Origin of the sequence: Pseudomonas sp. NMI542_15 (assembly GCF_021283425.1) — a bacterium.
Classification (GTDB): Bacteria; Pseudomonadota; Gammaproteobacteria; order Pseudomonadales; family Pseudomonadaceae; genus Aquipseudomonas; species Aquipseudomonas fortuita.
Map to the genome: position 1 here is coordinate 239,347 of NZ_JAJSRO010000003.1, position 20,631 is coordinate 259,977.

A 20,631-nucleotide genomic window follows, 5' to 3' on the forward strand; every position below is an offset into this window, starting at 1 on the left:
TGCGCCGTACCTGTGGGAGCGGGTTCACCCGCGAAGAGGCCGGCACAGGCAACCCAAGGCTGTCAGACTGGCTTGGCGCCCATCAGCCCGGCAATGGACAGGAAGCAGACCCCGCTGAACACCGCCAGCGCCAGGGTAAACCGCAACCCCACAACTTCAGCCTTGCGTAGCCGGTTCAGCCGCACCAGCAGCCACCACACGGCCAGCGCGCCGAAGGTATAGATGACGCTGGACGCCAGCACCCAGGCCTGCCCTAGCGGCCAACCCACCAGGTGCACCAGCCACCAGCCGGTAAACGGCATGCTCACCAGGCACAGGCCCATCACCAGCCACACAAATACCAGCGGCCGGCGCAGCAGTTTGGCATAGGCCTCGGCATCGCCCTGTCGACGGGCGCGCACCGTCCACACCGCAAGGCCCAGGGCGCCCAGAAACAGCAGTGCGGTGGCGATGATGTGCAAGGTCTTGAGGGTGGTCAGGTGTTCCATGTCTTCACATCCTTGAGCGATAAGCCAAGCTTAGCCGCTCAACCCAGGAACAGCTTGTAAGCCGGGTTCTCGGTCTCGTCCCAGTATGGGTAACCAATCTTGGCCAGCGCTGCCGGCACCAGGTGGCGCTCGTCCTCCGGCACCTGCAGCCCCGCCACCACGCGCCCGTCAGCCGCGCCATGGTTGCGGTAATGGAACATCGAGATATTCCAGCGCCCGCCCAGCTTGTTGAGGAAGTTGAACAACGCCCCCGGCCGCTCGGGGAATTCGAAGCGCAACACCATTTCATCACTGGCACCGGCCGAATGGCCGCCAACCATGTGGCGAATGTGCAGCTTGGCCAGTTCGTTGTCGGTCAGGTCGGTAACCGGGAAGCCCTGATCGGTCAGATGCTGCACCAGCGCCGCCCGTGGGTCGTTTTCCGGGTGGGTCTGCACGCCAACGAAGATGTGCGCTTCGTCGGAGGTGTGCTTGCGGTAGTTGAATTCGGTGATCTGGCGCTTGCCGATCGCCTCGCAGAAGGCCTTGAAGCTGCCCGGGCGTTCCGGGATGGTCACGGCGATGATCGCTTCGCGCTTTTCACCCAGCTCGGCACGCTCGGCCACATGACGCAGGCGGTCGAAGTTGACGTTGGCGCCGGAGTCGATAGCCACCAGCGTCTGCCCGGTCACGCCATAAAGCTCGACATACTTCTTGATACCCGCCACGCCCAAGGCGCCGGCAGGCTCGGTGATCGAGCGGGTATCGTCGTAGATATCCTTGATAGCCGCGCAGATCTCGTCAGTGCTGACCGTCACCACTTCATCCACATGGTGGCGGCAGATATCGAATGTATGCTGGCCGATCTGCGCCACCGCCACGCCGTCGGCAAATAACCCAACCTGTGGCAGCACCACACGCTCACCGGCAGCCATCGCCGCCTGGAGGCAATTGGAATCGTCCGGCTCGACACCGATCACCTTGATTTCCGGGCGCAGGTACTTCACATAGGCAGCAATGCCAGCAATGAGGCCGCCACCGCCCACGGGTACAAAGATGGCGTCCAGCTGCCCAGGGTGCTGGCGCAGGATTTCCATGGCCACAGTGCCTTGCCCGGCGATGGTGTGCGGGTCGTCGTAAGGGTGAACATAGACAAAGCCCTTCTCCTCGACCAGTTTCAGCGAATAGGCCAGCGCCTCGGGGAACGAGTCGCCATGCAGCACGACCTTGCCACCGCGCGAGCGCACACCTTCGATCTTGATCTCCGGGGTGGTTTTGGGCATTACGATAGTGGCCTTGATGCCCATCTCGCGCGCAGCCAGGGCCAGGCCCTGGGCATGATTGCCGGCCGAGGCAGTGACCACGCCACGGGCCAGCTCTTCGGCCGTCAGCTGCGCCAGCTTGTTATAGGCCCCGCGGATCTTGAACGAGAACACCGGCTGCAGGTCTTCACGCTTGAGCAAAATCTGGTTGCCCAGGCGCTTGCTCAGCTGCCCGGCGCTCTGCAACGGGGTTTCGACGGCAACGTCATAGACGCGCGAGGTGAGGATCTTCTTGACGTACTGTTCGAGCATCGGGAAAGCATCACTGGGCCGCGGGACAAGGGCTGCGAGTCTACCCCAGCGCTACGTCGGGCGACCACAGCAAAGCCGCCCAAGCCGTTATACTAGGCAACTTTGAAAACCGCCCTGCCCCTTTCGGAGCCCGCATGACCCAGGACCAACTCAAACAGGCCGTCGCCCAGGCCGCTGTCGACTTCATTCTGCCCAAGCTGGATGAAAAGAGCGTCGTCGGCGTCGGTACCGGTTCGACTGCCAACTTCTTCATCGACGCCCTGGCTCAGCACAAGACCGCCTTCGACGGCGCAGTCGCCAGCTCCGAAGCCACTGCCCAGCGTCTGAAGGGCCATGGCATCCCGGTCTACGAGCTGAACAGTGTCAGCGAGCTGGAATTCTACGTGGACGGCGCCGACGAGAGCGACGCGCACCTGAACCTGATCAAGGGTGGCGGCGCGGCCCTGACCCGCGAGAAGATCGTCGCCGCTGTGGCCAAGACCTTCATCTGCATCGCCGATGGCAGCAAGCTGGTGCCGGTACTGGGCGCATTCCCGCTGCCGGTCGAAGTTATCCCGATGGCGCGCAGCCATGTGGCCCGTCAATTGGTCAAGCTGGGCGGCGACCCGGTGTACCGCGAAGGCGTGGTCACCGACAACGGCAACGTGATCCTCGATGTGCACAACCTGCAGATCACCAACCCGGTGGAGCTGGAAGCGCAAATCAATGCCATCGTTGGCGTGGTGACCAATGGCCTGTTCGCGGCGCGGCCGGCAGACTTGCTGCTGCTGGGCACCCCTGAAGGCGTCAAGAGCCTGAAGGCCGAGTAATCTTCGGCGAGGGCTCTGCCCTCGATTCGCAGCCAAGGCTGCACCTACAGGGGTACACGATTTCCTGTAGGTGCAGCCTTGTGCTGCGAATGGGCTGCAAAGCAGCCCCACCTGCTCACTCCGTCGGCTGCTTGAACACATAGAACAGGTTAGGCTCACTGACCAGATAGATGGTCCCCGCCTCGTCCATTGCAATCCCCTCCGCCTGCGGCACCGTCGCCTGCAACCCCTGAAAGCCCTTGCGCAACGACAAGGTACTCAAGGGCACGCCTTCCAGATCCAGCTCCAGCACCAGCCGTGACTCATCCGAAAGCGCCAGCAAATGCCCACTGCGCTCATCGAACTGCAAGCTCGACAAGTCCCGCACAAACAGCCGTGAATCACGCTTGCGGTCTTGCACCACATGCACGGCGTAAGGCTTTTCCGGGTTGTCATGGGGAAAGCCATGAACCTCATAGATCAGCATCGGGTCGCGTTCCTTTGCCACGAACAGCCGCTTGCCCGCCGAATCGTAAGCCAGCCCCTCAAACCCTTTGTTGCCATTCAGGCCGATGCCCAGGCTGAGCTGTTCGGCATCACCGGCGTCGAGGAACATCGTGTCGTCTTCCAGCCGTACACGAATCAACCGTTGTTGACGCTCGTCGGTGATGACATAGCTGTTGGGCCCGACATACTCCACCGCCTCTGGGTCGCCGAACCCCGTCAGCGGTATGCGACGCAGGATACGGCCGTCCAGCGACAGCTCGATCAGCTCCGAGCGGGCGTTGGTGACGGTGAACAGGGTTTTTCGGTCCGGGTCGTAGGTCAGCGCCGAAATATCATCATCCAGCCCCTCGACCGGCTGCGCCTCCACCACCACACGGTAGCGGTCAAGGCCGATGCTCTGCTCGGCGGGCTGCCACCACGTCTTGAGGTTGAACCAGCCCCGCTCGAACAGGCGAAATTCCTGCCCGGCCCAGCCGAGCAGGAGCAGACCGATAACGACCAGGACAAGAAACAGGCGAACAAGATGACGCATGGGGCAGACTCGACATGGGGGTGGCGAATCTAACCATGTACAACTGAAACAAAGCTTAATGCCAGCATCAGAAACATCGGATGTTGGGGTCAGTTCTTTCTGAAGCGATAGAACAAAGCCGGCTCGCTGACCATATACAGGTTTCCCTTGTCATCCATGGCCACCCCTTCAGCCCTTGGAATGGTGTCTTCAAGGCCGTTGAAGCCTCCCAGCAAGGTCATGAAGCTGACCTGCTGGCCCTGCTCGTCCAGCTCCAGCAGCATGTTGGAATCGGCCGAGAGCACCAGCAGGTGACCAGTGCGCGGGTCGACCGCCAGTGCAGACAGGTTACGCAGGTCGAGTTCCTCGCTGGGTAACGGCTGCTTCTCGCCCTTGAGCGGGCTGCGGCCATCGGTGTTCCAGGTGTACAGCTTGGGCGGGCGCTCCTCGCCGATGATCAGGCGCTGACGCAGCGGGTCCCAGGCGACCGCCTCGAAGCCCTTGTTGCTCTTCACCGACGGGCCCAGGTCGTGGCTCTGAAAGTCGTCGTGGTTCAGCGCGGTGGTCTGCGCGTCCACCTTGACCACGGTCAGGTCATGCAGGCGCTCGTCGGTGATGGCCAGATTGCCGTCTTCCAGCACCGCAACGCCTTCCGGGTTGTTCCAGCCGTTGAGGGGGATCTTGCGCAGTACATCGCCCTCCAGGCTCAGCTCGACCAGGATCGGGTTCTTGCCCATGACCGCGAACAGGGTGCGGGTATGCGGGTTGAAGGCCACGTCCGAGGCTTCGTCATCGTCCATGCCTGGTAACGGTTTGGCATCGATGTCGACCTGATAGTCTGGCAACCACACGCTTTCGCTGCGCTCGCCGGTGCTTTCGAAGCGCTCTTTCACCCACAGCGCGCCGCGGTCATCCCAGTGCATCGCCACTGCGACGCCATAGCCGATCACCGCCGCCACGGCAAGGCCGAAAGGCCAGCGCCGGTAGAAGCGACGCTTGGGAGTTACCGGGGCGCTGGAGGGTGATGGCATGCGGGCTTCCTGGGGAATGGGCGTAGGTCAGCGCATTATCCGGATAGGGTGTGAAAAAAGGGTAAACAGGGCCGGCCTCTTCGCGGGTAAACCCGCTCCCACAGGTTCAGCACAGTATTCAAGGCCTGTGCAGTACCCGTGGGGGCGGTTTACCCGCGAAGAGGGCGACGCGGCTTCGAGTTAAAGCACCCGGCTTTCGAAGCGGCTCACGCCCGGCAGCTCCAGCACCAGCTCGTCACCAACATTGAACGGTCCCACACCCGCCGGTGTACCGGTGAGGATCACATCCCCGGCCTGCAGCGAGAAATGCGCCGCCATGTACTGGATCATCGGCACGATCGGGTTCAGCATCATCGCGCTGTTGCCATCCTGTCGCACTTCGCCGTTGACGGTCAGGCGCACCGGGATGTCGGTGACGTCTTCGAAGCTGGCAGCAGAGACGAACGGCGGCAGTACGCAGGCGCCGTCAAAACACTTGGCCAGCTCCCACGGCAGGCCCTTCTCTTTCAGCTGGGCCTGCACGTCGCGCAGCGTCAGGTCCAGCGCCGGGGCATAACCGGAAATGGCGTCCAGCACCTCTTCCTCGCTCGGGTGGGTCGACAGCGGCTTGCCCAGCAACACGGCAATTTCGGCCTCATAGTGCACCGAACCCCGGTCGGCCGGGATCTTGAAGCCGCCCTCGGTCGGCACCACGCAACTGCCCGGCTTGATGAACAGCAGCGGCTCGGTGGGGATCGGGTTGTCCAGTTCCTTGGCATGCTCGGCATAGTTACGGCCGATGCACACCACCTTGCCCAGCGGGAAGTGAATGCGCGTGCCGTCTACGTACTGGTGCTGGTAACTCATGGCCGACTCCTCTGGGTACTGCTTTTTATTCAGGTGCGAAGATCTTACCCGGATTCATGATGCCGTTAGGGTCGAAGACGGCCTTTATTGCCTTCATGCAGGCGATTTCTTCCGGCGAGCGGCTGTAGCCCAGGTAGTCGCGCTTGGTCATGCCCACGCCGTGCTCGGCGGAGATCGAGCCGTTGTAGCGCTTGACGATATCGAACACCCATTTGTTGACCTTGGTGCATGAGGCAAAGAAGTCGTCCTTGCTCATGTGTTCGGGCTTGAGGATGTTCAGGTGCAGGTTGCCATCGCCGATGTGGCCGTACCACACGACTTCGTAATCCGGGTAGTGCTCCGCGACGATGGCGTCGATATCACGCAGGAACGCGGGCACTTTCGACACGGTGACGGAAATGTCGTTCTTGTAGGGTGTCCAGTGCGAGATGGTTTCCGACAGGTACTCGCGCAGCTTCCACAAGTTTTTAAGCTGGGTGTCGCTCTGGCTCATCACCCCGTCCAGCACCCAGCCCTGCTCGACGCAATGCTCGAAGGTGGCCAACGCTTCGTTGGCGACTTCTTCAGTGCTGGCTTCGAACTCCAGAAGTGCATAGAACGGGCAGTCGGTCGCGAACGGGGCGGGTACATCGCCGCGCGCGAGGATCTTGGCCAGGCCCTTGTCGGAGAAGAACTCGAAGGCTGTGAGGTCCAGCTTCCCCTGGAAGGCGTGCAGCACCGGCATGATCGAGTCGAAATCCGGTGTGCCAAGCACCATGGCAGTGAGGTTGCGCGGGGTACGGTCCAGGCGCAGGGTGGCCTCGACCACGAAGCCCAGCGTGCCTTCGGCGCCAATGAACAGCTGACGCAGGTCATAGCCGGTGGCGTTCTTGATCAGGTCTTTGTTCAGCTCCAGCAACTCGCCCTTGCCGGTAACCACTTTCAGCCCGGCCACCCAGTTGCGGGTCATGCCGTAGCGAATCACCTTGATGCCGCCAGCGTTGGTGCCGATGTTGCCGCCAATCTGGCTGGAGCCGCTGGAAGCGAAGTCCACCGGGTAATACAGGCCCTGCTCTTCGGCGTAGGTTTGCAGCTGCCGGGTGATTACCCCCGGCTGGCAGACCACGGTGCGGTCGAAGGCATTGAAGCCGAGAATCTGGTTCATGTAGTCGAAGGAAACGACAACCTCGCCATTGGCCGCCACGGCCCCGGCAGAAAGCCCGGTGCGCCCGCCCGATGGCACCAGGGCCACCTTGTGCGCATTGGCCCAGCGCACAATGGCCTGCACCTGTTCTACTGTCTTGGGGAAGACGATGGCGCTGGGCGCCGGGGGGTAATGCTTGGTCCAATCCTTGCCATACGCTTCGAGGGAAGCCGCGTCGGTCAGGACCTTGCCAGGGTCGACAAGGGTCATCAGTTCATCAATTACAGCGGGGTGGGTCATCGCTGGAACTCTCGACTTATTCATAGTCACCCTGAGCACTCTTCACCTGTCGGGATAAGCTCAGATTGTGTCGCGTATGCTAGCATAGCCCTCCCGCTGTTCATGCTAAGGCTGCCCTCGCGCCTGGCATCACCCCTCGCCATTTTTTCTCCGGGATACAGGTTTACGCAGATGAGCAAGACTTCTCTCGACAAGAGCAAGATCCGGTTCCTTCTTCTTGAAGGTGTGCACCAGAACGCGGTCGATACCCTCAAGGCCGCCGGCTACACCAACATCGAATACCTCACTGGTTCGTTGCCGGAAGCCGAGCTGAAGGAAAAGATCGCCGATGCCCACTTTATCGGCATCCGTTCGCGCACCCAGCTCACCGAAGAGATCTTCGACTGCGCCAAGAAACTGGTCGCTGTTGGCTGCTTCTGCATCGGCACCAACCAGGTCGACCTGGAAGCTGCCCGCGAGCGCGGTATCGCCGTGTTCAACGCACCGTACTCCAACACCCGTTCGGTGGCCGAGCTGGTACTGGCCGAGGCCATTCTGCTGCTGCGCGGCATCCCTGAGAAGAACGCTTCCTGCCACCGTGGCGGCTGGATCAAGAGCGCGGCCAACTCGTTCGAAATCCGCGGCAAAAAACTGGGCATCGTCGGCTACGGCTCGATCGGGACCCAGCTGTCGGTACTGGCCGAGAACCTGGGCATGCAGGTGTACTTCTACGACCCACTGACCAAGCTGCCACTGGGCAACGCCGTGCAGGTCACCAGCCTGAACGAGCTGCTGGGCCTGGCCGACATCGTCTCGCTGCACGTGCCTGAGCTGCCATCCACCCAGTGGATGATCGGCGAGAAGGAAATCCGCGCGATGAAGAAGGGCGCGATCCTGATCAACGCCGCCCGTGGCACCGTGGTCGAGCTGGACCACCTGGCCGCCGCCATCAAGGACAAGCACCTGATCGGCGCCGCCATCGACGTGTTCCCGGTCGAGCCACGCTCCAACGACGAAGAGTTCGAAAGCCCGCTGCGCGGCCTGGACAACGTGATCCTGACCCCGCACATCGGCGGCTCCACTGCCGAAGCCCAGGCCAACATCGGCCTCGAAGTGGCCGAGAAGCTGGTCAAGTACAGCGACAACGGTACCTCGGTGTCCTCGGTCAACTTCCCGGAAGTGGCCCTGCCTGCCCACCCTGGCAAGCACCGCCTGCTGCACATCCACGAAAACATCCCGGGCGTGCTCAGCGAGATCAACAAGGTCTTCGCCGAGAACGGCATCAACATCTCCGGTCAGTTCCTGCAGACCAACGAGAAAGTCGGTTACGTGGTGATCGATGTCGACGCCGAGTACTCGGACCTGGCGCAAGAGAAACTGCAACAGGTCAAGGGCACCATCCGTTCCCGCGTCCTGTTCTAAGTTTGCTTGCAGCATGAAAAAAAGGGAGGCCATTGTGGCCTCCCTTTTTTTTATTTCACTTCAACAGTGATCTTCTTCGATTCGACGCTTGGCTTGAACGGCACGTGGTACTGGTCACCCAGGATCAGTTGCAGGGTGTGCTTACCCGGCGTCAGGGTGATGCTGGTTTCGGTCTGCGCCTTGCCGAAGTGCAGCACCTGCGGGCCCGCCGGCAGTGCGGTGCCGGCCTCTGGCATCAGGCTGGTCGGCAGCGGCATATCGGCGACGGGTTCTTTATCCACGTCCACCAGCAGGTGGTGGTGGCCGCTGTGAGGGGTCTGGTCACCCGCTGGCTTGAGCGCCATACCCTCGATGCCGAACTTGACGGTGAAGGTCTTGTCGACCGTGGCACCATCGGCGGGGGAAACGATGAAGACCTTGGCATCCTTGGGCGGCTCCTGGCTCTTCAGGGCGTCCGCAGCACCGGCGAAAACCGACACTCCCATCAGCAGACCGGCAACGGCAGCGCGCGAAAATAGGCTGTTCATTCACTTCTCCTGTGATTCACTTATTGACCGCCGCCATTCATCTGCCGACGACGGTAGTTCACCTTAGTTGAAATAATCGGCAAGGTGTTCACATTGCCTGACAGAAATATTTCAGTCAGGGTTAAACAATGCCGAGGCTTCAAGGTCATAGGCTGCGCTCGATCACGGCGAGGAAGAAAGCCGTGGCGAAGGTTTTTCATCAGTTAAAAGAAAAGGGGCAATCATGCGTTCGACCATAGGGGTACTGCTGGCAGTACTGATCAGTCCATTGGCCCAGGCGGAGCTGATCGACGAAATCGCCGACCGGGGCGAACTGCGTATTGCCGTACAGGCCGACAACTCGCCGTACGCCTTCAAACAAGATGACCACCTGACCGGTTTCGACATCGAATTTGGCCAGGACCTGGCCAGGGAACTGGACTTGCGCGCCGAGTTTGTCGAAGCCCCGGCCGAAGAAGTAATGAGCGGTGTCGAGAGTGGCAAATATGACATCGCACTTACCCCATCGAGTAATGCGCCCAAAGGCGACGGCCCGCTGGATGTGAGCCTGCCATTTGGCGACAAGAAACTGGTGATCCCGTTCCAGAAGGACAACCCGGCGTTCGAAAGTGCCGTGAACAATGCGCTGCAGCGCTTGAAAGACAGTGGCCGCACGGCCGAGCTTGAGCAGAAGTGGTTCAAGGGTGTGCAGGAGACTGCAGCCGGGCAATAAGATTTGTATTGCCTGTACCGGCCTTGTGCTGCGAAGAGGTCGGTACAGGTTTACCCCAAAGCCCGCTGCGCCTGTTCCAGCTCCAGCTCGCTGAACACCTGCACCCCAGCCCGCCGCAACAGCGCCGTGGTCACCCCTTCCCCCGCCACTTTCACACCACTGAACGTGCCGTCATAGGTCAACCGGTTACCACACGAAGGGCTACCCGCCTTCAGCACCGCCACGCCAATGCCATGCCGGCGCACCAGTGCCAGCGCCAGTTGCGCCCCGGCCACAAACTCGGCAGTTACATCTTCGCCCGTCACCGTCAGCACCTGCGTGCTGCCGTCGAGTACTGCACCGCCCTGTCCGCCCGGAATCTCCGCTGGCGGGCGCGGGGTGGGCAAGCCACCGGCTACCTCCGGGCACAACGGTACAACGCGCCCTTCGGCCTGCCACTGCTGCAACAGGTCCGGATGCCCGCTGGCCCGGCCGTCATAGCGTACCGGCTGGCCGAGCAGACAGGCGCTGACCAGCACTTTGGGCAGGTCAGAACAGGTCATTGCCACGGCGCCTGAACCAACCGGTCAACGACAACCGCTCACGCCCGGCCGGCAACACTTCGTGAGGCACTTCACCCGACAGGAACACCACCAGGCAGCCCGCCACAGGCTCCACGTCATGCTCTACGTCGCCGGCCAGGAACATGCGCAACTGGCCACCGTCCTGCGGCTGCCAGCCTTCATTAAGGTACAACACAGCCGACACCATGCGCCGGTCATCGTCGCGAAAGCGGTCCAGGTGCCGGCGATAGAAGGCGCCCGGAGGGTACAGGGCAAAATGGCACTCAAAGTCTTCCAGGCCCAGGAACAGGCCCTGATTGATTGCCAGACGCAACTGGTCCATGGCCGTCAGGTACTGGTCGCAGGATTCTGCCTGCCCGGGGTCGATCCACTGGATCTGGTCACCGCGAATGGCTTCGCGCACCTCCTGGGTAGCACCGCGCCCCACCCCCGCCGGGTTGAGCTCGCCCTCGGCATCACGGCGACGGCACTCGGCTGCCAGCGCGCGCACCAGTTCGGCAGGCAGAAAGAGTGCCTGCTGGGACCAGCCATGGGTGGCCAGATCGTCGACGACGGCCGCAAGCATCGGGTGTTCAGGGGATATGTGCATGGCGCGCATCATATCCATTCGCCCTGTCGGCGCACAGCGCCACTTGGCCGAGAAACACGCTGATATCTCGACAAACCGGCGCCGGGCCAAGGACAATAGCCACCTGCCGACAGGAGTCCTGAATGCGCCGTCTGTTTTCCCTGATTCTGCTGATGATCTGCACCGTGCCTGTCTGGGCAGACAACCTGGATCAACTGTACAAGGCCGCCGGCTGGCCCGACCAGCGCGCCCACTTCAACGATGCCCTGAGCGCCGCCCAGGAACGCTACCGCAACAGTTTGCCACCCGCCGTTTACCAGGCGCTGGTCAACAACAGCAACCAGCGCTTCCAGGCCCAGGCGGTGGACCGCCGCGCCCAGGCAAAGCTGCGCGCCACCTTGGCCAACCCGGCTCCGGCCCTGGCGTTCTTCCAGTCACCGCTAGGGCGCAAGGTGGTAGCAGCCGAACTCAAGGCCACCCGCAAGGACGAGCTGGCCAAGAACGCCAAGGGCCTGCCGAAGATCCAGGCCAGCGACGACCGCCTGCTGGTCATCGGCCACCTGGCCCAGGCCCTGCCAGCGCGTGAAGCCGGCGCCGAAGTGAGCCTGGCCATCGCCGGTGTGGCGGCCGATAGCCTCAGTTCGATGATCCCCGGCCTGTTCGGCGGCGGCCAGGCCCAGGGCCTGCTAGACGGCCAGCGCCAACGGCTGATGGGGCAGATTGGCGAAGACCTCAACAACACGCTGCTGTACGTCTACCGCGACTTGTCCGATGCCGAGCTGGAAGCGTTCGCCACCTTTGCCAAGTCGCCGGACGGCAAGGCCTACTACCAGGCGGCGTTGGCCGCTGTCCGCGCTGGCCTGGCGGTTGGCCAGAGCGCCAACGACCTGCAATGATCAGCCCAGCCGCTGGTCGATGAAGTCGAAGTAGCGCTGGCGGATGCCCGGTAGCTCGTTGGCCAAGTGGTGACGGGCTTCGGGCAACATCAGGATCTGCGGCTCGGCAAACTTGGCCTTGAGCACTGCGAGGTTGTAAGGCCAGTCCACCGTACCATCGGCCTCCCCCTGCACGATCAACGGCTGCCGCGTGCTGCGTGGCGCGGCCTCGATGCGTTTGACCCAGGCGATCAGTGCACCCACCCAGGCGGTTGGCAAGCGGCGCGGTTGCAGCGGGTCGGCTTCCAGGAACGGCAGGAAGGCCGGGTCGTTGGTGTTCTCGCTGAAGCGTCGTTCGATGCCGTTGACGAAATGCCGCAGCACCCGATAGCTGAACTTCGACCAACGCCAGGAGCACGGCCGCACCAGCGGTGCCAACAGGATGACCTGGCCATTGATCGGGCTGCGTGCGCCCTGGTGCAGCAGGTGGTCCACGGCAATGGCGCCGCCCGTGCTCTGCCCGCACAGGTGCCAAAGGCGCGGCAGTTGCAGCAGGCGCGCCTGTTCGAACAGGGCGTCCAGCACCTGCTGGTACACTGCGAAATCACTGATGCTGGCCCGCTCACCACTGGACAGGCCGTGGCCGGGCAGGTCGCAGCTGATCACGGCGAAACCCTGCTTGAGTGCCCACTCGATCACATGCCGGTAGAGGCCCATGTGGTCGTAGTAGCCGTGCAGCAAGAACAGCGTCGCGGTGGGCTGGTCGGGCAACCAGGCCTGCCCGACCAGGTCGAAGCCCGCCGCCTGGAAACCGCCCAGCCAGCTGTGTACCGGCAAGTTCAGGCCGTAGAAGCGCTGGTAGCCCTGCGCCTCGGTCGTTAACGGCTGGCGAGCGGCCAACGGCGCCAGGTGGGTGCGCAGGAGGTCGGGGTGAAAAGCAGCGGGCATCGAGCACATCCACATTGATGCAAGTATTGATCTGGAATCTTCAGCTCTGGCCGGCGTCATGGCAAGCTTGCTCACCTTTGAACAACCACTGTCTTGCACAAAGACTGAAAGCTGGCGCGATCACTGTGGGAGCGAGCTTGTCCCGCGAACACCGGCAACGCCGGGGCCATCCACCGCGTCGCCTGCTTCGCGGGACAAGCCCGCCCCCACAAAGGGTCACCGAGTCGTCATGAATAGCCGAATCATCAAACCGCTGTGCACGGTAATCGCCTTATTGGTCAGCGCCGTCATACTCTGGCAGGCCTACACCACCTTTCAAGCCCGCTACCTGCGCCCGTTCGTCAACCAGGCCACGCTGTTCGATGGCAGCCAGCTGCAACTACCGGCCGAGCTGGCCGGCCCCGGCCCGGTTCGTGTGGTGCATTTCTGGGACCCCGCGTGCCCGTGCAATGTCGGCAACCAGCAGCACCTGGGCGACCTGGTCAGCCAGTTCGCAGGCCGCGGCGTTACCTTCCACGTGCTGCAAAAGCCCGGCAGCCACGGCCAACTGCCCGCCAACCTCACCGCCCTGAAGCCCATCGCCAACCTGCCCGGCAGCGAGCACCTGCCCGCCTCCCCGGCCGTGGCCATCTGGGACCGGCAAGGCCGCCTGGCCTACTTCGGCCCCTACAGCGAGGGTGCGGTGTGCAATGCCAGCAACAGTTTCGTCGAGCCAATGCTCAAGGCCCTGCTCGACGGCCGCCAGGTCAGCGCCTCCAATACACTGGCAGTGGGCTGCTACTGCCCCTGGGCGGGCTGACGCACCCGCGCCGGGTTACCCACCACCGTCGCACCCGCCGGCACATCCCGGGTCACCACACTACCGGCACCCACCACGGCATTGTCGCCAATGGTCACCCCCGGCAGGATGATCGCCGCGCCGCCGATCCACACGTTGTTGCCAATGGTCACCGGCCGCCCGCTCTCCAGCCCGCTGCGCCGCACTTCGGGGTCGAGCGGATGGTCGGCGGCGTAGATCTGGACGTTGGGGCCGATCTGGCAGTCATCGCCGATACGCACCGGCACCACATCGAGGATCACGCAGTTGAAGTTCATGAAGGTATTGCGGCCAATACTGATGTTGTAGCCATAGTCGCAATAGAACGGCGGGCGGATCACCGTGCCTTCGCCAACGTGGGCAAAGTGCTCCACCAGCAACCCATGACGTGCCTCGTTGAGCAATTCGACACTGCTGTTGTAACGGTGCATCCAGTGCTTGTTGGCGATCTGCTCGGCTTGCAGCTCAGGGCAGCCAGCGTGGTAGAGCTGGCCTGTGAGCATTTTCTGTTTTTCGCTGAGGGACATGGAAACTCCTTCCTGGGGGCTATGCTCTGTTCGCGAATCCACCGATGATCGGACCACATTTTCTGCTTGAACGCACAAGGAGTCTGCATGAAGCGCAGCCTGACCCTGTTGGCCGTGGTTGTGGCCGTAGCCGCTGGCGTCGGTTACTGGTACGTGCAGGGCAAACTGCCACAGCGCGAGGGCGAGGTGGCCATGGCCGGCCTGCAAGCGCCGGTCAGCGTGCGCTACGACGCCCGCGGCGTGCCGCACCTGCAAGCGCAGAGCGAGCCAGACCTGTATCGCGCCCTGGGCTATGTGCATGCCCAGGACCGGCTGTTCCAGATGGAGATAATGCGGCGCCTGGCCCGTGGCGAACTGGCCGAGGTGCTTGGCGACAAGCTGCTACCCACCGACACCCTGTTCCGCAGCCTGCGCATTCGCGAGCAGGCCGCCCTGATGGCCAGCCGTCAGGACCCGCAGTCACCTGCCTGGCAGGCCCTGCAAGCCTACCTCGACGGGGTCAACAGCTGGCAGGCCAGCCATCCCAAGCCCATGGAGTTCGACCTGCTCGGCATCACGCCGCGTCCGTTCACCGCCGAAGACACTCTGAGCATCGCCGGTTACCTGGCCTACAGCTTCGCGGCCGCGTTTCGCACCGAGCCCGCACTGACCTACATCCGCGACCAGCTGGGGCCTGAATACCTGAACATCTTCGACCTCGGTTGGCAGCCCGAAGGCGCCCTCGGCACACCACTGGCCGCTGCCGATTGGCAAAGCCTGGAGGCCCTCGCCCGGCTCAGCCATGACGCACTGGGCGAGGCCGGTATCCCGCAGTTCGAAGGCAGCAACGCCTGGGCAGTGGCCGGCAGCCATACCCGCAGTGGCAAGCCGCTGCTGGCCGGCGACCCGCATATCGGCTTCGCGGTGCCCGCGGTGTGGTACGAGGCCGAACTGTCAGCACCCGGCTTCAACCTGTATGGCTACTTCCAGGCGCTCAACCCGTTCGCCTTGCTGGGCCATAACCGCGACTTCGGCTGGAGCCTGACCATGTTCCAGAACGACGACCTCGACCTGATCGCCGAGCGCACCAACCCTGCCGACCCCAACCAGGTCATGGTCGACGGCAAATGGCAGGCGTTGCAAAAGACCGAACAGCAGATCGCGGTGAAAGGCGAAGCGCCGGTGACCCTCAGCCTGCGCCGCTCGCCCCATGGCCCGATCGTCAACGACGTGCTGGGCGCCACGGCCGGGTCAACGCCAATCGCCATGTGGTGGGCGTTTCTGGAAACCGAAAACCCGATCCTCGAAGGTTTCTACCAGCTCAACCGTGCCGATACCCTGGGCAAGATGCGCGATGCCGCTGCCAAGGTTCACGCGCCGGGGCTTAACTTTGTCTGGGCCAATGCGGGTGGCGATATCGGTTGGTGGGCGGCGGCAAAGCTGCCAATCCGCCCCGACGGCGTCGACCCGGCATTCATCCTCGACGGTGCCAGCGCGCAGGCCGACAAGCTCGGTTTCTACCCTTTCAACGTTAACCCGCAGCAGGAAAACCCGGCCCGCGGCTATATCGTCTCGGCCAACTACCAGCCGCCGGCAGCGGTGCCGATACCGGGTTACTACAACCTGCCCGACCGTGGCCGCCAACTCGACCGACAGCTGGCCAACCCTGATGTGAAATGGGATACGCAGAACAGCCAGGCACTGCAGCTGGACTCGGCCAGCGATCACGGTCCACGCACCCTTGCACCGCTGCTGGCAACGCTGCGCGCGGTGGCCGAAGGTGACGAAGAAAAGGAGCTGGTCGAGCAGCTGGCTGCCTGGCGCGGCGACTACCCGCTGGACTCGACCAGCGCCACGTTGTTCAACCAGTTCCTCTACGAACTGGCATTCGCGGCCATGCATGACGAACTGGGCGACACGTGGTTCCCGGTACTGATCAGCACCCGCGCCATCGACGCTGCCTTGCCACGCCTGGCCGCGGATGCCGACTCACCCTGGTGGAACACCCGCGGTGGCAACCAGCGTACCGACCGTACCGCAGTCGTGCGCACGGCTTGGCAGAGCAGCTTGAAGCACTTGCGTGACGCCCTGGGCAGCGACCCGGCCCGCTGGCAATGGGGCAAGGCGCATACCCTGACCCACAACCACCCGCTGGGGGTAAAGAAGCCGCTGAACCTGCTGTTCAACGTCGGGCCGTTCGCCGCACCCGGTACCCATGAAGTGCCCAACAACCTCTCGGCGAAGATCGGCCCGGCGCCATGGCCGGTGACCTATGGGCCGTCGACGCGGCGGCTGATCGACTTTGCCGATGCCGGGCAGGCACTGACCATCAACCCGGTCGGGCAGAGTGGCGTGCCGTTCGACAGGCATTATGCAGACCAGGCCAAGGGGTATGTGCAGGGGCAGTATCAGCGGGCGCAGATGGGGGTGATTCCAGCGCAGAGTACCCTGAGGCTGGTACCGGGTGGGTGATAGATGGGGCTGCTTTGCAGCCCCAATTACGCGGTCAGCCCTGCCACTTGCCGCCTTCTACAATCACGCTTTCCGGCTTGGTGTCATCGCTCAGTTCCTTGCGCACATACTGGTCATACAGTTTCAGCAGAAACTTCTCTTCCCCCAGCTTGGCCAGCTCGGCATTCACCCAGTCACGCAGCTCGGTGTTGCCCTTCTTGACCGCTGGCGCAATCGGCGCTTCGTCACCCAGCAGCTGCGGCAGCACGCGGTAGCCCGGGTTCTGCTTGGCCCAGCTGAACAGGATCAGGTTGTCCTGGGCATAGGCATCGCCACGGCCAGTGGCCAGGGCTTGCAGCGACTCGCTGTTCTTCTCGAACTTGAGCAGTTTCCACTCAGGGTGGTGCTTGGTCAGCCAGATGTCGGCCGTGGTGCCGGTGGTGACGATGATGGTTTTGTCGGCCAGGTCGTCAAGCTTCTGCACCGGGCTGCCATCTGCAACGATGGCCTGCACGGCAACGCGCAGGTTGGGGTTGGTGAAGTCCACCGCTTCCTTGCGCTCCGGGGTGACGGTCATGTTGGCGAGGATCAGATCGACCTTGTCGCTCTGCAGGAACGGAATACGGCTGGCCGGTTCCACGGCAACGAACTCGACCTTGTTTTCATCACCCAGCAGGTCCTTGGCCAGGCGCCGGCCGATGTCAGTGTCAAAGCCCACATAGCGGCCTTTTTCATCGACGAAGCCAAACGGCGGTTTGTCGGTGAACACCCCGACAATCAGCTTGTCGCGGGCCTTGATGGTTTCCAGGTAGCTGGTGGCTGGCGACGCCGCTGCCGGCTTGGGCGGTTCTTCGGCCTTGTTGCAACCGGCGAGCAGGGCCAGGCCGAACAACGGCGCCAGCAGTTTGGTGAGGTTGGCAGTTTTCATGACAGTTCCTTGTGCAGTGTCTTTGGCAGGCTTTCTACGAAGGAGAATTTCTCCAGGAACTGCTGCGCGCGTGCGGTCTGCGGTTTGGTGAAGAAGCTCTCGGGGTCGCCTTGTTCAAGGATCCTGCCGGCCTCCATGAACACGATGCGGTCGGCCACCGCGCGAGCGAAGGCCATTTCGTGGGTAACGATGAGCAAGGTCATGCCGTCGCGGGCCAAGCCCTGGATCACTTGCAGCACCTCCTTGACCATTTCCGGGTCGAGGGCGGCGGTAACCTCGTCGAACAGCATCACCTCGGGGTTCATGCACAGTGAGCGCACGATGGCGATGCGCTGTTGCTGGCCGCCGGACAATTGCCGGGGGAAGGCGTCGCGTTTGTCCAGCAGGCCGACCCGCGCCAGCAGCGCCTCGGCCTGGGCCTGGGCCTCGGCGCGTTCGCGTTTTTGTACCTTGAGCGGGCCAAGCAGCAGGTTGTCGATCACGCTCATGTGGCCGAACAGGTGATAGCTCTGGAACACCATGCCCACCCGCTGGCGGACGTGGCGCCAGTCGGTGCGCGGGTCAAGCAGCTCTAGCCCGCCCAGCCGCAGGTGGCCACTGTGGGCCTGCTCCAGGCCGTTCAGGCAGCGCAGCAGCGTGCTCTTGCCGCAACCGCTGGGGCCGAGGATGACCACCACTTCGCCGGCCGCCACCTTGAGGTCGACGTCCTTGAGCACCTGGTGCTCGGCAAAAAACTTGTTGAAACCCTGGAATTCGATCAATGCGCTCATGAGTGTGCCCAGCGGCGTTCCAGCACGCGCGAAGCGGCGGACAGCGGATAACAGATGATGAAGAAGAACAGGAACAAGGCGCCGTAGATCAGCACCGATTCGTAGGTGCGTTCGATGATCTGCTGGCCGGCCTTGATCACCTCGACCACGCCGATCAGCACCGCAAGCGAGCTGGTCTTGATGATCCGCGTGTAGATGTTGATGGTCGGCGGGGTCATGCGCTTGAGTGCCTGGGGCAGCAACACGTAGCCATACAGCTGCCAGCCGGCCAGGCCGATCGACAGCCCGGCCTCGCGCTGGCCACGTGGCAGCGAAGCCAATGCACCGCGCACTACCTCGCCCACCTCGCTGGCGCCCCACAGGGCCAAAACCAGCACGGCGCACCAGAAGCTGGGGATGCTCAGGGCAAAGAAGATCGGCAGGCCAAAGAACACCAGGTACAGCCAGACCAGCACCGGGATGGCGCGGAACAGCTCCAGGTACACCTGCAAGACGATGTTCAGGGCACGGTTGCCCACGGTTGCCAGCACGCCGTACAGCACGCCACCCAGCGTTGCGAACAGGATGCCCAGCGCCGAGATGGCCAAGGTCTGCGCGGCGCCGCCAGCCAGCTGCGGCAACGCCTGCAGCAACAGTTCAGATGCCGAACTGGCCATGTTGCAGCCTCCTTTCCACGTAGCGCAGCAGCAACGACAGCGGCAGGAACAGCAGCACGCAGAGCAAGGTCAGCACGGTGAGCATTTCGTAGGTCTTGTAGTACAGCGCGATGTAGTTCTTGGTGGTGTAGAGGATTTCCGGCACGGCCACCGCCGACACCACGGTGGTTTCCTTGAGCAGGAAGATGAAATTGGCGAACAGCGCCGGCAAGCTGAGGATAGTGGCCTGGGGCAGCACCACATGGCGCAGCAACTGGCCCTCGGACAGGCCGATGGAGCGCCCGGATTCGAGCTGGGCGCGCGGCACGGCCTCGATGCCGGCCCGCAACACCTCGGTGAGATAGGCACCGCCCATGAAGGTCATGGTGATGATCGCTGCGCTGAAACCGGAAATTTTCAGCCCCAGGCTCGGCAAGGCGAAGTAGACGAAGAACAGCTGGATCAGCAGCGGCGTGTTGCGCGCCAGCTCCACGTAGGCTTTGACCAGTCGCCACAGGTAGGGGGTGCGTAGTACCAGCAGCGTGGCATTGACCAGGGCGACCAGTAGCGAGGTGGCAATGGCGATCAGGCCTACCTGCAAGGTCACGCCCACGGCCTTGAGGAAGGCGGGTAACGTGCTGAGGATGAATGCGGTGTCGAGGGTCATGGGTAGAGCAAGTCTGCAGGGTGCGCGGGGCACGATTGCTAGACTCTAATGATCTAAAAAATTTTTAATAAATACCTTTATTGCATATGCATATCACCAAGCATTTTTCACCGGGCATACATCCTGGGGCTGCTTTGCAGCCCAATCGCGACGCAAGGCCGCTCCCACAATGGCCCGCGTACGCCGAACCCATGTGGGAGCGGCCTTGCGTCGCGATTGGGCCGCAAAGCGGCCCAAGATACAGAAACAAAAACGCCGACACAGGGGTGTCGGCGTTGGGTTATGCAGGGTATCGCAAGCGAATCAGAACGCCGGCAGCACAGCCCCCTGATACTTCTTGGCAATGAATTCCTTCACTTCCGGGCTGGTCAGGGCCTTGGCCAGTTTCTGGATGGCTTCGCTGTCCTTGTTGTCCGGGCGGGCAACCAGGAAGTTCACGTATGGCGAGTCAGCGCCTTCGATCACCAGCGCATCCTTGGCCGGGTTCAGGCCGGCTTCCAGCGCGTAGTTGGTGTTGATCATGTCCAGGTCAACCTGGTCCAGCACACGCGGCAGCATGGCCGACTCAAGCTCGCGGAACTTCAGCTTTTTCGGGTTTTCGGCAATGTCCTTGGGGGTGGCCAGGGCATTCTTCGGGTCTTTCAGGGTGATCAGGCCAGCCTTCTGCAGCAGGATCAGGGCGCGGCCGCTGTTGCTGCCTTCGTTAGGGATGGCCACAGTAGCGCCTTCCTTCAGCTCAGACAGGTTCTTGATCTTCTTCGAGTAGCCACCGAAGGGTTCGACGTGTACGCCGATCACCGTTTCCAGGTGCGTGCCCTTACCTTCGTTGAAGCTCTTCAGGTAAGGCAGGGTCTGGAAGTAGTTGGCGTCAAGGCGCTTCTGGTCCACCTGCACGTTCGGCTGCACGTAGTCGGTGAAGACCTTGATTTCCAGGTCCACGCCTTCCTTGGCCAGAGCAGGCTTGATCAGCTCAAGAATCTCGGCGTGGGGTACCGGGGTAGCGGCAACCACCAGTTTCTCGGCGGCGGCGGCCAGGCCTGAGAACGACAGGGCAGCGGCCAGGGCGGTGGTCAGCAGGGTCTTCTTCATGGTGGTCCTTGTTCTGAATCTGGGCCA

Annotated in this window: 22 protein-coding genes; 6 read left to right on the forward strand and 16 right to left on the reverse strand. The window is 62.6% G+C overall.

Annotation, left to right across the window (positions count from 1 at the left end):
- Positions 1 to 62: 62 nt before the first annotated feature.
- Together LU684_RS07050 and ilvA are read right to left on the reverse strand one after the other, a co-directional pair.
- Complete coding sequence (locus LU684_RS07050; RefSeq protein WP_016489687.1) at positions 63 to 488, reverse strand: DUF2269 domain-containing protein; 426 nt, start codon at positions 486 to 488, stop codon at positions 63 to 65.
- Positions 489 to 526: 38 nt separating this feature from the next.
- Positions 527 to 2,041, reverse strand: coding sequence for a threonine ammonia-lyase, biosynthetic (ilvA, locus tag LU684_RS07055; protein WP_023047246.1), 1,515 nt, complete (start codon positions 2,039 to 2,041; stop codon positions 527 to 529).
- A 134-nt stretch (positions 2,042 to 2,175) separates the two neighbouring features.
- On the opposite strand from ilvA, the gene rpiA reads away from it, so the two are divergent.
- Complete coding sequence (gene rpiA, locus LU684_RS07060; protein WP_016489689.1) at positions 2,176 to 2,850, forward strand: ribose-5-phosphate isomerase RpiA; 675 nt, start codon at positions 2,176 to 2,178, stop codon at positions 2,848 to 2,850.
- Between the two features lie 115 nt (positions 2,851 to 2,965).
- Here the strand turns inward: rpiA and LU684_RS07065 are convergent, their stop codons facing one another.
- The 4 genes from LU684_RS07065 to LU684_RS07080 all read right to left on the reverse strand — a co-directional run bounded on the left by LU684_RS07065 (position 2,966) and on the right by LU684_RS07080 (position 7,147).
- Entirely contained in the window at positions 2,966 to 3,868 is a 903-nt protein-coding gene (locus tag LU684_RS07065; RefSeq protein WP_232894351.1) for an SdiA-regulated domain-containing protein, read from the reverse strand.
- Between the two features lie 89 nt (positions 3,869 to 3,957).
- The gene (locus tag LU684_RS07070) at positions 3,958 to 4,878 is read right to left on the reverse strand and encodes an SdiA-regulated domain-containing protein (RefSeq protein ID WP_016489691.1); all 921 of its coding nucleotides are present in this window, start codon (positions 4,876 to 4,878) and stop codon (positions 3,958 to 3,960) included.
- Positions 4,879 to 5,058: 180 nt separating this feature from the next.
- A complete protein-coding gene (locus tag LU684_RS07075) occupies positions 5,059 to 5,724 on the reverse strand; it encodes a fumarylacetoacetate hydrolase family protein (protein ID WP_232894352.1) in 666 nt (221 codons plus the stop codon).
- Positions 5,725 to 5,749: 25 nt separating this feature from the next.
- The gene (locus LU684_RS07080; protein ID WP_016489693.1) at positions 5,750 to 7,147 is read right to left on the reverse strand and encodes an FAD-binding oxidoreductase; all 1,398 of its coding nucleotides are present in this window, start codon (positions 7,145 to 7,147) and stop codon (positions 5,750 to 5,752) included.
- Positions 7,148 to 7,318: 171 nt separating this feature from the next.
- Here LU684_RS07080 and serA point away from each other — a divergent pair, with 171 nt between their 5' ends.
- Complete coding sequence (gene serA, locus LU684_RS07085; protein ID WP_016489694.1) at positions 7,319 to 8,548, forward strand: phosphoglycerate dehydrogenase; 1,230 nt, start codon at positions 7,319 to 7,321, stop codon at positions 8,546 to 8,548.
- Between the two features lie 50 nt (positions 8,549 to 8,598).
- Here serA and LU684_RS07090 read toward each other — a convergent pair whose 3' ends face one another.
- Positions 8,599 to 9,075 (reverse strand): DUF4399 domain-containing protein, encoded by a 477-nt coding sequence (locus LU684_RS07090; protein WP_016489695.1) that lies wholly within the window; start codon positions 9,073 to 9,075, stop codon positions 8,599 to 8,601.
- 223 nt (positions 9,076 to 9,298) lie between these two features.
- Here LU684_RS07090 and LU684_RS07095 point away from each other — a divergent pair, with 223 nt between their 5' ends.
- Entirely contained in the window at positions 9,299 to 9,787 is a 489-nt protein-coding gene (locus LU684_RS07095; RefSeq protein WP_016489696.1) for a transporter substrate-binding domain-containing protein, read from the forward strand.
- A 50-nt stretch (positions 9,788 to 9,837) separates the two neighbouring features.
- Here LU684_RS07095 and LU684_RS07100 read toward each other — a convergent pair whose 3' ends face one another.
- On the reverse strand, positions 9,838 to 10,329 hold the full coding sequence (locus LU684_RS07100; RefSeq protein WP_023047250.1) for a DUF523 domain-containing protein: 492 nt from the start codon (positions 10,327 to 10,329) through the stop codon (positions 9,838 to 9,840).
- Positions 10,316 to 10,948, reverse strand: coding sequence for a 2OG-Fe(II) oxygenase (locus tag LU684_RS07105; RefSeq protein WP_024718090.1), 633 nt, complete (start codon positions 10,946 to 10,948; stop codon positions 10,316 to 10,318). The genes LU684_RS07100 and LU684_RS07105 overlap by 14 nt, the downstream gene beginning before the upstream one ends.
- A gap of 113 nt (positions 10,949 to 11,061) precedes the next feature.
- Between LU684_RS07105 and LU684_RS07110 the strand changes: the two genes are divergently transcribed.
- On the forward strand, positions 11,062 to 11,814 hold the full coding sequence (locus LU684_RS07110; protein WP_232894354.1) for a DUF2059 domain-containing protein: 753 nt from the start codon (positions 11,062 to 11,064) through the stop codon (positions 11,812 to 11,814).
- Here the strand turns inward: LU684_RS07110 and LU684_RS07115 are convergent, their stop codons facing one another.
- A complete protein-coding gene (locus tag LU684_RS07115; RefSeq protein WP_096426887.1) occupies positions 11,815 to 12,741 on the reverse strand; it encodes an alpha/beta hydrolase in 927 nt (308 codons plus the stop codon).
- 229 nt (positions 12,742 to 12,970) lie between these two features.
- Between LU684_RS07115 and LU684_RS07120 the strand changes: the two genes are divergently transcribed.
- Positions 12,971 to 13,540: a DUF6436 domain-containing protein gene (locus LU684_RS07120; RefSeq protein ID WP_060516814.1), complete on the forward strand. Its 570-nt coding sequence runs from the start codon at positions 12,971 to 12,973 to the stop codon at positions 13,538 to 13,540.
- On the opposite strand, the gene LU684_RS07125 is transcribed toward LU684_RS07120, so the two are convergent.
- The gene (locus LU684_RS07125; RefSeq protein WP_060516816.1) at positions 13,519 to 14,085 is read right to left on the reverse strand and encodes a sugar O-acetyltransferase; all 567 of its coding nucleotides are present in this window, start codon (positions 14,083 to 14,085) and stop codon (positions 13,519 to 13,521) included. The two genes, LU684_RS07120 and LU684_RS07125, sit on opposite strands and share 22 nt — an antisense overlap.
- 87 nt (positions 14,086 to 14,172) lie before the next feature.
- Between LU684_RS07125 and LU684_RS07130 the strand changes: the two genes are divergently transcribed.
- On the forward strand, positions 14,173 to 16,536 hold the full coding sequence (locus LU684_RS07130; RefSeq protein WP_232894356.1) for a penicillin acylase family protein: 2,364 nt from the start codon (positions 14,173 to 14,175) through the stop codon (positions 16,534 to 16,536).
- 34 nt (positions 16,537 to 16,570) lie between these two features.
- Here LU684_RS07130 and LU684_RS07135 read toward each other — a convergent pair whose 3' ends face one another.
- The 5 genes from LU684_RS07135 to LU684_RS07155 all read right to left on the reverse strand — a co-directional run bounded on the left by LU684_RS07135 (position 16,571) and on the right by LU684_RS07155 (position 20,604).
- Entirely contained in the window at positions 16,571 to 17,443 is an 873-nt protein-coding gene (locus tag LU684_RS07135; RefSeq protein ID WP_016489704.1) for a transporter substrate-binding domain-containing protein, read from the reverse strand.
- A complete protein-coding gene (locus LU684_RS07140; RefSeq protein ID WP_016489705.1) occupies positions 17,440 to 18,213 on the reverse strand; it encodes an amino acid ABC transporter ATP-binding protein in 774 nt (257 codons plus the stop codon). The genes LU684_RS07135 and LU684_RS07140 overlap by 4 nt, the downstream gene beginning before the upstream one ends.
- Positions 18,210 to 18,869 (reverse strand): amino acid ABC transporter permease, encoded by a 660-nt coding sequence (locus LU684_RS07145; protein WP_016489706.1) that lies wholly within the window; start codon positions 18,867 to 18,869, stop codon positions 18,210 to 18,212. The genes LU684_RS07140 and LU684_RS07145 overlap by 4 nt, the downstream gene beginning before the upstream one ends.
- Entirely contained in the window at positions 18,850 to 19,515 is a 666-nt protein-coding gene (locus LU684_RS07150) for an amino acid ABC transporter permease (RefSeq protein WP_016489707.1), read from the reverse strand. The genes LU684_RS07145 and LU684_RS07150 overlap by 20 nt, the downstream gene beginning before the upstream one ends.
- Before the next feature lie 303 nt (positions 19,516 to 19,818).
- Complete coding sequence (locus LU684_RS07155) at positions 19,819 to 20,604, reverse strand: MetQ/NlpA family ABC transporter substrate-binding protein (protein ID WP_016489708.1); 786 nt, start codon at positions 20,602 to 20,604, stop codon at positions 19,819 to 19,821.
- Positions 20,605 to 20,631: the final 27 nt, after the last annotated feature.

Excerpts from the sequence above, each read along its gene's own strand:
- LU684_RS07050 (WP_016489687.1), bottom strand. The coding sequence starts at position 488 with ATGGAACACCTGACCACCCTCAAGACCTTGCACATCATCGCCACCGCA.
- ilvA (WP_023047246.1), bottom strand. The coding sequence starts at position 2,041 with ATGCTCGAACAGTACGTCAAGAAGATCCTCACCTCGCGCGTCTATGAC.
- rpiA (WP_016489689.1), top strand. The coding sequence starts at position 2,176 with ATGACCCAGGACCAACTCAAACAGGCCGTCGCCCAGGCCGCTGTCGAC.
- LU684_RS07065 (WP_232894351.1), bottom strand. The coding sequence starts at position 3,868 with ATGCGTCATCTTGTTCGCCTGTTTCTTGTCCTGGTCGTTATCGGTCTG.
- LU684_RS07070 (WP_016489691.1), bottom strand. The coding sequence starts at position 4,878 with ATGCCATCACCCTCCAGCGCCCCGGTAACTCCCAAGCGTCGCTTCTAC.
- LU684_RS07075 (WP_232894352.1), bottom strand. The coding sequence starts at position 5,724 with ATGAGTTACCAGCACCAGTACGTAGACGGCACGCGCATTCACTTCCCG.
- LU684_RS07080 (WP_016489693.1), bottom strand. The coding sequence starts at position 7,147 with ATGACCCACCCCGCTGTAATTGATGAACTGATGACCCTTGTCGACCCT.
- serA (WP_016489694.1), top strand. The coding sequence starts at position 7,319 with ATGAGCAAGACTTCTCTCGACAAGAGCAAGATCCGGTTCCTTCTTCTT.
- LU684_RS07090 (WP_016489695.1), bottom strand. The coding sequence starts at position 9,075 with ATGAACAGCCTATTTTCGCGCGCTGCCGTTGCCGGTCTGCTGATGGGA.
- LU684_RS07095 (WP_016489696.1), top strand. The coding sequence starts at position 9,299 with ATGCGTTCGACCATAGGGGTACTGCTGGCAGTACTGATCAGTCCATTG.
- LU684_RS07100 (WP_023047250.1), bottom strand. The coding sequence starts at position 10,329 with ATGACCTGTTCTGACCTGCCCAAAGTGCTGGTCAGCGCCTGTCTGCTC.
- LU684_RS07105 (WP_024718090.1), bottom strand. The coding sequence starts at position 10,948 with ATGCGCGCCATGCACATATCCCCTGAACACCCGATGCTTGCGGCCGTC.
- LU684_RS07110 (WP_232894354.1), top strand. The coding sequence starts at position 11,062 with ATGCGCCGTCTGTTTTCCCTGATTCTGCTGATGATCTGCACCGTGCCT.
- LU684_RS07115 (WP_096426887.1), bottom strand. The coding sequence starts at position 12,741 with ATGCCCGCTGCTTTTCACCCCGACCTCCTGCGCACCCACCTGGCGCCG.
- LU684_RS07120 (WP_060516814.1), top strand. The coding sequence starts at position 12,971 with ATGAATAGCCGAATCATCAAACCGCTGTGCACGGTAATCGCCTTATTG.
- LU684_RS07125 (WP_060516816.1), bottom strand. The coding sequence starts at position 14,085 with ATGTCCCTCAGCGAAAAACAGAAAATGCTCACAGGCCAGCTCTACCAC.
- LU684_RS07130 (WP_232894356.1), top strand. The coding sequence starts at position 14,173 with ATGAAGCGCAGCCTGACCCTGTTGGCCGTGGTTGTGGCCGTAGCCGCT.
- LU684_RS07135 (WP_016489704.1), bottom strand. The coding sequence starts at position 17,443 with ATGAAAACTGCCAACCTCACCAAACTGCTGGCGCCGTTGTTCGGCCTG.
- LU684_RS07140 (WP_016489705.1), bottom strand. The coding sequence starts at position 18,213 with ATGAGCGCATTGATCGAATTCCAGGGTTTCAACAAGTTTTTTGCCGAG.
- LU684_RS07145 (WP_016489706.1), bottom strand. The coding sequence starts at position 18,869 with ATGGCCAGTTCGGCATCTGAACTGTTGCTGCAGGCGTTGCCGCAGCTG.
- LU684_RS07150 (WP_016489707.1), bottom strand. The coding sequence starts at position 19,515 with ATGACCCTCGACACCGCATTCATCCTCAGCACGTTACCCGCCTTCCTC.
- LU684_RS07155 (WP_016489708.1), bottom strand. The coding sequence starts at position 20,604 with ATGAAGAAGACCCTGCTGACCACCGCCCTGGCCGCTGCCCTGTCGTTC.